Source organism: Mesorhizobium sp. M7A.F.Ca.CA.002.05.1.1, assembly GCF_003998335.1.
In the GTDB taxonomy this organism is placed as follows: Bacteria; Pseudomonadota; Alphaproteobacteria; order Rhizobiales; family Rhizobiaceae; genus Mesorhizobium.
Genome location: NZ_RZQI01000223.1, coordinates 1 through 7,564 on the forward strand (window position 1 = coordinate 1; position 7,564 = coordinate 7,564).

A 7,564-nucleotide genomic window follows, 5' to 3' on the forward strand; every position below is an offset into this window, starting at 1 on the left:
GCGGACGGCAGCGTCGACCGCTTGAAATGGCAGACGCTGTATTTCTGCAGCAAGGTCGGCGGCAGCTGGAAGATATCAGGCTTCGTCGGCTACATGCCGCATCCGCTCGGTAGCTAGAACCACCGATCACCAGAGCGCAGGATGGGTCGGGCCGAACGTGCGGCCCGGCACCGCGGCCGCCATCAGCGCGCCGTTGAACAGCGATGGCGGATGCAAGGCGCCGCATTCCATCAAACGCATCGCCAGACATTGGCAATGCCTTTTGCGCCCATTCTTACGAATTTGTATGCCGCCGGACAGGCCGGTGTGAACTCGTTTGTTTACGATGCGCGGGGCGGATCGCAACCGCCCCGCCGCAACCATCGACCTCTGGACTTCAGCCATGCTCGCGCCCAACAGGCAACAACCCGCCGCACCGAGCCACAACAGGGTTCCCGACGTCACCCTCGACTTCTGGCTGGTCAAGCTGATGGCGGTCACCACGGGCGAGACCGCGGCGGATTATCTTGCCGACACGATCGGGCTTGGGCTGACCGTCACCTCGCTGATCATGACCGGCATCCTGATCGCGGCCCTTGTCCTGCAGTTTACGCGGAAATGCTATGTGCCGTGGGCTTATTGGCCGGCGGTGGTGCTGATCAGCATCGTCGGCACGCTGGTGACGGACAGCCTCGTCGACAGTTTCGGCGTGCGCCTGCAGACGGCAACCATCGCCTTCTCGGTCGCGCTCGCCGCGACATTCGCGGTCTGGTACGCCAGCGAAAGGACGCTGTCGATCCACACCATCTTCACCACCAGGCGCGAGATCTTCTACTGGCTGGCGATCCTCTTGACCTTCGCGCTCGGCACCGCCGCCGGCGACCTCGTCGCCGAAAGCTTCGACATGGGCTACCTCACGACGGGGCTGCTGTTCGGCGGTGCCATCGCGCTGATAGCGCTCGCCTACTGGCTGCTGCATCTCGACGGCATCCTGGCCTTCTGGCTCGCCTATATCCTGACACGGCCGCTTGGCGCCTCCTTCGGCGACCTGCTGTCGCGATCGGCCAGGCACGGCGGCCTGGGTCTCGGCACCATCTTCACCAGCCTGCTCTTCCTTGGCTGTATCTTTGCGCTTGTCCTGCACATGACCCTGAAGGAGGCAACCGACGAGGCCGATGAACTGTTGCTGGACCTGGACTGAAGCCTTGGCCTCGTCATCCGCGCGCGGAGCAAGGAGCGTAGCGACGCAGCGCGGACCCGACGATGACGAAGTTGGGAGAAGCCGCTCCGAATGCCTGCGCCTTCGTGACATCCTAGGAACAAGCCCGTGCCGGTGATAGCCTCTCCATCTCGGCAACGGACCGGACCTTTCATGCGACTGCTTCTCGTCGAGGACGACCACAGGACGGCCGACTATATCGTCAGGGGACTGACCGAGGCCGGCCATGTCTGCGACCTCCTTCGCAACGGACATGACGCGCTGTTCGCGGCGACCCGGGGCAATTACGACGTGATCGTCGCCGACCGGATGATCCCCGGCCTCGACGGCCTGTCGATGATCAAGGCGGTGCGCGCCGCGGGCGTACGGACGCCCACGATCTTTCTCACCTCCGTCGGCGGCATCGACGATCGCGTCGAGGGGCTGGAGGCCGGCGGCGACGACTATCTGGTCAAGCCCTTCGCCTTTTCCGAACTTCTCGCCCGCATCAACGCGCTTGGCCGGCGGCCGGCGGCGCAGGAGCAGAAAACCGTCCTGCGGGTCGCCGACCTCGAAATGGACCTGATCATGCGGCGGGTCACGAGGCGGGGCCAGCCGATCGACCTGCAGCCGCGGGAATTCAGCCTGCTGGAAGTGCTGATGCGCGGCGAAGGCCGCGTCATCACCCGCACCATGCTTCTGGAGCGCGTCTGGGATTTTCATTTCGATCCCAGGACCAGCGTCGTCGAGACCCATATCAGCCGGCTGCGGGCCAAGGTCGACAAGCCCTTCGAAACCCAGCTCATCCACACCGTCCGCAACACCGGCTACAGCCTGCACGCGCCGTCATGACCGGAACATGGTCCCGCCTGCTGCGCAGCACGCCGTTCCGGCTGGCTCTGACCTTCGCCTTCCTGTTCGTGCTGGCCTTCGTCCTGTCGGGCGCCATCGTCTACCAGATGATGAGCGCCGATCTTGCCGAGCGGCTCGACGACACCATCAAGGAGACCTACGCGGTCGTCGCCGCGACCTATGCCGAGAACGATCTCAAGGAGCTGGTTGAGACCGTCGGCAGCCACTCCCTGCGCAGCCTCAAAAAGGAGCAGCTGTTTTCGCTGACCGACGCGACGGGCAATCGCCTGGCCGGCAACTTCACCGCGGCAGGGCTTCCCGACGGTTTCTCGATGTTCGACACCGAAATGCCCGGCGTGCCGCCCGGCGCCGAGTACCGCGCCTATTCCGGCCCCGTCGGCGGCAACACCCTGACCGTCGCCTTCAGCCTTTCCGAGACGGAGGAGCTGGAGAGGATCGTGCTGATGAGCTTTGGCTGGGGAACCCTGATCATCACCGGGCTGGCGGTCGCCGGCGGCGCCCTGCTGGCCTCGCGGGTCCAGCGCCGTCTCGACGGCATTGCCGCCACCATGGTGGATGTCTCGCATGGACGGCTGGACACCCGCATTCCGCTGACCGGCAAGGGCGACGACATCGACATCGTCTCCAGCCAGGTCAATGCCGCGCTCGACCGCCTGTCGGCACTGGTCGAAGGCATGAAACAGGTCAGCGCCAACATCGCCCACGACCTGAAGACGCCGCTCAACCGGCTGCAGATGATCCTCGACACCGCGTCCGAAAAGAACCTGTCAGGTCAAAAGGTCGCCCGCGAACTGGCCGAGGCGCATGCCGAAAGCCTGCAGATCAACGAGACCTTCGATGCGCTGCTGCGCATCGCGCAGATCGAAGCCGGCGCCCGCCGGGCGCGGTTCACCGATGTCGATCTGGGCGAGGTGCTGCAGACCATCGCCGAGATCTATGCCGATGTTGCCGAGGACGACGGAAAGTCGCTGTCGTTGGCGCAACCACCGGAAACGACGGACCGGATCCATGGCGATCGCGAGCTGTTGACGCAGATGTTCGCCAATCTGGTCGAGAACGCGCTGCGCCATTGTCCATCGGGCACGACGATAAAGCTGTCGGTGGGGCGCCAGGACGAACGCGTCGTTGCCGGCGTCGCCGACAACGGTCCCGGCATTCCCGCCGACGAACATGAAAAAGTGTTTCAGCGGCTTTATCGGCTGGACCATAGCCGGTCGACATGGGGCAGCGGGCTGGGTCTCAGCCTTGTGCGAGCGATTGCCGATCTGCATGGCGCATCGATCACGCTTGAGGATTGTCGCCCTGGGCTTGAGGTGGCGGTGAGTTTTCTCCCCCCTTGAGGGGGAGATGTCGCCGCAGGCGACAGAGGGGGTCGCCTCGCGTGAAGCGCTAACGCCCATCTGTCGAAAGGAGGTCGCATCCGGTCGAACCGACCCCCTCTGGCCTGCCGGCCATCTCCCCCTCGAGGGGGGAGACCAGCAGCTTCACCGATCGATCCGCGTCGACAGGATGATCGACGACAGGGTCCGCTCGACCCCGTCCATGGCGCCGATCTGGTCGAGCAGCATGTCGAGGTCGCGGATCGATGGTGCGTCGACGATGACGATCATGTCGAAATTGCCGCTGACCGAATGCAGCGTCCGGACCGTCGTCAGGGCGCGCATGCCGCGCACCACCTTGTCGGCGAGCTTGGGCGTCACGGTGAGCAGTACATGCGCCCGCACCAGCCCCTGCTCATAGTCCGGCGCCAGTCGCACACCATAGCCTGATATGATGCCGCGCTGCTCCAGCCGTTCGATCCGGCTCTGCACCGTGGTCCGCGAGACGCCAAGCCGCCGCGCCAGCTCGGCGGTCGAGGCGCGCGCATTCTCGCGCAGCAGGGAAAGCAGGGCCTGTTCGGCGTCACTGAGCATTTCGACGATTCTTCCCGGCAGACTGTCCAATCAACGGTTTCGTTTCGAACCAAACCACGCTTCCATTCGACGGGCAAGCTGCGAATCTGGGCTCACAATCAGTGAGGGATCGGCCATGAAGAAAATTGTCGTTGTCGGCGCCGGAAAGATCGGCTCGACCATTGCCGAGATGCTCGCCGCCAAGGGGGATTATCAGGTCACGCTCGTCGACCGCTCGGCAGCACAGTTCGCTGCTGCCGAACTGCCGGCCACGGTTGCGACGCTTGAGCTCGACATCGAAGCATCCGGCACGCTTGAAGCCGCACTCGCCGGCAAATTCGCGGTGCTCAGCGCCGCTCCCTTCCATCTGACCACCCGCATCGCCGAAGCGGCGGCCTGTGCCGGCGTGCACTATCTCGACCTGACCGAGGATGTCGTCTCGACCCGCCGCGTCAAGGAACTGGCGGTTTCGGGCAGAAGCGCCTTCATTCCGCAATGCGGCCTGGCGCCGGGCTTCATCTCGATCGTCGCCAACGATCTCGCCAGCCGGTTCGATTCGCTGGAGAGCGTGCGCATGCGCGTCGGCGCCCTGCCGCAATATCCCTCCAATGCACTGAACTACAATCTGACCTGGAGCACCGACGGCGTCATCAACGAATATTGCGAGCCCTGCGAGGCGATCGTCGAAGGCGAGCTGGTCGAGGTGCCGCCACTGGAAGAGCGCGAGGAGTTCTCGCTCGACGGCGTCACCTACGAAGCGTTCAACACCTCCGGCGGCCTTGGCACGCTGGCCGAGACGCTGAAGGGCAGAGTGCGCACGCTGAACTACCGCACCATCCGCTATCCCGGCCACGCCGCGATCATGAAGGCGCTGCTCAACGATCTCGGCCTGCGCCACCGCCGTGACGTGCTGAAAGACATTTTCGAGAGCGCGCTGCCGGCGACGCTGCAGGACGTGGTCATCGTCTTCGTCACCGTCTCCGGCCGCAAGAACGGCCGCCTGCTGCAGGAGACCTACGCCAACAAGATCTACTCCAGGCGCATCGGCGATCAGGTGCGCAGCGCCATCCAGATCACCACGGCGTCCGGCATCTGCGCCGTGCTCGACATGCTCGCCGACGGCAGCCTGCCGGCCACGGGCTTCATCAAGCAGGAAGACATCGCGCTCGACGCGTTTCTGGCCAACCGCTTCGGCCGCGCCTATGCGCAGCATGAGATGGTGAGCCGGCTGGCGGGGTGATCAGCGTCTCTCTCTTGTGAGAGGCTGCCCCCCTCTGCCCTGCCGGGCATCTCCCCCTCTAGGGGGGAGATAGGCTGTCATCTTAGATTTCGCCAATTTTCAAAGTCTTGGAAGAGGCGGGTTGCCCGAAACTGCTGATCTCCCCCCTTGAGGGGGAGATGTCCGGCAGGACAGAGGGGGGCGAGTGTCCCGCCAGCATCACCGCCTTTGCACTGTCACGAATCAAACATGCAGCGCGTGCCCCAGCGCCTTGAGCGCCGCTTCCTGGAATCCCTCGCCTTGCGTCGGATGGGCATGGATGGTGCCGGCAATGTCCTCCAGCCTGGCGCCCATCTCCAGCGCCAGGCCAAAAGCCGCCGCCAGTTCCGACACGCCCTGCCCGACCGCCTGGATGCCGAGCACCAGATGGTTGTCCGCCCGCGCCACCACGCGGACGAAGCCGTCTTCGCCCAGCTTCGTCATCGCCCGGCCGTTGGCGGCGAACGGGAACATGCCGATCTTGATCTCGCCGCCCAGAGCCCTGGCCTCTTCCGGCGAAAGACCAGCGGTGACGAGTTCCGGATCGGTGAAGCAAACGGCGGGAATGGCGCGCTTGTCCCAGTTGCGCTTGTGGCCGGCGACGATCTCGGCGACCATCTCGCCCTGGGCCATCGCCCGGTGCGCCAGCATCGGCTCGCCGGTGACGTCGCCGATGGCGAAGATGCCGCGCATCGAGGTGCGGCACTGGTCGTCGATGCGGATGAATTTGCCTGCCCTGTCGAGGTCGATCTGCTCGAGCCCCCAGCCTTCGGTCACCGGCTTGCGGCCGACCGTGACCAGGATTTTTTCGGCGGCGACCTTGGCGCTCTTGCCATCCGCCGTCTCGACCAGCAGCGCATCGCCTTTGGTCGATAGCCCCTTGGCCTTGGCACCCAGCATCACCTCGACGCCGAGTGCGTTGAGCCGCTTGACCACGGGCCGCGTGAGTTCGGCGTCATACTGCGCCAGCACGCGCGGCAAGGCCTCGACCACGGTCACTTTGGCGCCCATTTTTGCAAACGCCATGCCGAGTTCCAGCCCGATATAGCCGCCACCGACGACCGCGAGTTTTCTCGGCACGTCGCTCAGTGCCAGTGCCTCGGTTGACGAAATCACCGGACCGCCAAAGGGCAGGAACGGCAGCTCGACTGGCGCCGAGCCGGTGGCAATGACGATCGTCTCGGCGCGGATGACTTGGCTTCCCGTCTCGGTCTCGACCGCAACCGTCTTGCCGTCGCGAAAGCTCGCCCAGCCATGCACGGTCTTGACTCCTGCCTTCTTGAGCAGGCCGGCGACGCCGCTGTTGAGCCGGCTCACGATGCCGTCCTTCCAGGCGATCGTCTTCGCCAGGTCGAGCGTCGGTGCGGTGAGCGAGATGCCGAGCGGGCTCTTGCCGCCTTCCATGTGCGACACCTTCTCGAACTCCTCCGCCGCATGGATCAGCGCCTTGGACGGGATGCAGCCGACATTGAGACAAGTGCCGCCCGGCTTGCCGGCTTCCACGATCACCGTATCGACGCCGAGCTGTCCGGCACGGATAGCGCAGACGTAACCACCGGGACCGGCGCCGATGACCAGCAGCTTGCAGGAGATTTCTTTCATGTTGGCTGCTTCCTTTCGGCCGCCGGGCGCCCTGTCCTTCTCCCCTTGTGGGAGAAGGTGGATCGGCGCGTTAGCGCCGAGACGGATGAGGGGTGTTCCAGCGGAGTGAGGCGTTGGCGTTCCCTGGAACACCCCTCATCCGTCGCCTTCGGCGACACCTTCTCCCACAAGGGGAGAAGGGGGAGCCCACATTCCAACGCCGGTAACTTCCGAAGGTCCGTCTCAAGCTTCGACATCGGCCTCATCACCTCAATCCACAAAGATCAGCGCCGGCGTTTCCAGCAGCGTCTTGATCCGCTGGATGAACACCGCCGCATCCCACCCATCGATCACCCGATGGTCGAAGCTTGACGATAAATTCATCATCTTGCGCGGGATGAACTGGGTGCCGTCCCACACCGGCCGCACCATCATCTTGTTGACGCCGATGATCGCCACTTCCGGATGGTTGATGACCGGCGTCGTCGCCACGCCGCCCATGGCGCCGAGCGAGGTGATGGTGATGGTCGAGCCGGACAGCTCGTCGCGTGTCGCCGTGCCGGACTTGGCCGCCTCGGCCAGCCTGATGATTTCTGCGCCGCACTCCCAGATGTCGCGCGCCTCGGCATGTTTGACCACAGGCACTACCAGCCCCGACGGCGTCTGCGCGGCGATGCCGATATGGATGCCGCCATGCTGGTGGATGATGCCGGCCTCGTCGTCGAACAGCGAATTGAGGTTGGGCTGGTCCGCGATCGCCTTGACCATGGCCCGCATCAGGAA

The 7,564-nt window shown here is 64.6% G+C and carries 8 protein-coding genes; 4 read left to right on the forward strand and 4 right to left on the reverse strand.

Annotation, left to right across the window (positions count from 1 at the left end; translation table 11 throughout):
- Positions 1–126: 126 nt before the first annotated feature.
- Positions 127–384: a hypothetical protein gene (locus EN939_RS13745; RefSeq protein ID WP_127268442.1), complete on the reverse strand. Its 258-nt coding sequence runs from the start codon at positions 382–384 to the stop codon at positions 127–129.
- Here EN939_RS13745 and EN939_RS13750 point away from each other — a divergent pair.
- The 3 genes from EN939_RS13750 (at position 383) to EN939_RS13760 (ending at position 3,390) form a co-directional block, all read left to right on the forward strand.
- Positions 383–1,180, forward strand: coding sequence for a COG4705 family protein (locus EN939_RS13750; RefSeq protein WP_127268443.1), 798 nt, complete (start codon positions 383–385; stop codon positions 1,178–1,180). The genes EN939_RS13745 and EN939_RS13750 overlap by 2 nt on opposite strands.
- A gap of 171 nt (positions 1,181–1,351) precedes the next feature.
- On the forward strand, positions 1,352–2,029 hold the full coding sequence (locus EN939_RS13755) for a winged helix-turn-helix domain-containing protein (RefSeq protein WP_127268444.1): 678 nt from the start codon (positions 1,352–1,354) through the stop codon (positions 2,027–2,029).
- Positions 2,026–3,390 (forward strand): HAMP domain-containing sensor histidine kinase, encoded by a 1,365-nt coding sequence (locus EN939_RS13760; RefSeq protein WP_127268445.1) that lies wholly within the window; start codon positions 2,026–2,028, stop codon positions 3,388–3,390. The genes EN939_RS13755 and EN939_RS13760 overlap by 4 nt, the downstream gene beginning before the upstream one ends.
- 144 nt (positions 3,391–3,534) lie before the next feature.
- On the opposite strand, the gene EN939_RS13765 is transcribed toward EN939_RS13760, so the two are convergent.
- Entirely contained in the window at positions 3,535–3,963 is a 429-nt protein-coding gene (locus EN939_RS13765; RefSeq protein ID WP_127268446.1) for an Lrp/AsnC family transcriptional regulator, read from the reverse strand.
- Between the two features lie 115 nt (positions 3,964–4,078).
- On the opposite strand from EN939_RS13765, the gene EN939_RS13770 reads away from it, so the two are divergent.
- A complete protein-coding gene (locus EN939_RS13770; protein WP_127268447.1) occupies positions 4,079–5,182 on the forward strand; it encodes a saccharopine dehydrogenase family protein in 1,104 nt (367 codons plus the stop codon).
- Between the two features lie 222 nt (positions 5,183–5,404).
- On the opposite strand, the gene lpdA is transcribed toward EN939_RS13770, so the two are convergent.
- Complete coding sequence (gene lpdA, locus EN939_RS13780; RefSeq protein WP_127268448.1) at positions 5,405–6,802, reverse strand: dihydrolipoyl dehydrogenase; 1,398 nt, start codon at positions 6,800–6,802, stop codon at positions 5,405–5,407.
- Positions 6,803–7,051: 249 nt separating this feature from the next.
- Positions 7,052–7,564 (reverse strand): 2-oxo acid dehydrogenase subunit E2 (locus EN939_RS13785; RefSeq protein ID WP_206528288.1); only part of this gene is annotated, 513 nt, incomplete at its 5' end.

What these genes read in the sequence shown, in the direction of transcription:
- EN939_RS13750 (WP_127268443.1), top strand. Translation starts at nt 383, where the DNA reads ATGCTCGCGCCCAACAGGCAACAACCCGCCGCACCGAGCCACAACAGG.
- EN939_RS13745 (WP_127268442.1), bottom strand. Translation starts at nt 384, where the DNA reads ATGGCTGAAGTCCAGAGGTCGATGGTTGCGGCGGGGCGGTTGCGATCC.
- EN939_RS13755 (WP_127268444.1), top strand. Translation starts at nt 1,352, where the DNA reads ATGCGACTGCTTCTCGTCGAGGACGACCACAGGACGGCCGACTATATC.
- EN939_RS13760 (WP_127268445.1), top strand. Translation starts at nt 2,026, where the DNA reads ATGACCGGAACATGGTCCCGCCTGCTGCGCAGCACGCCGTTCCGGCTG.
- EN939_RS13765 (WP_127268446.1), bottom strand. Translation starts at nt 3,963, where the DNA reads ATGCTCAGTGACGCCGAACAGGCCCTGCTTTCCCTGCTGCGCGAGAAT.
- EN939_RS13770 (WP_127268447.1), top strand. Translation starts at nt 4,079, where the DNA reads ATGAAGAAAATTGTCGTTGTCGGCGCCGGAAAGATCGGCTCGACCATT.
- lpdA (WP_127268448.1), bottom strand. Translation starts at nt 6,802, where the DNA reads ATGAAAGAAATCTCCTGCAAGCTGCTGGTCATCGGCGCCGGTCCCGGT.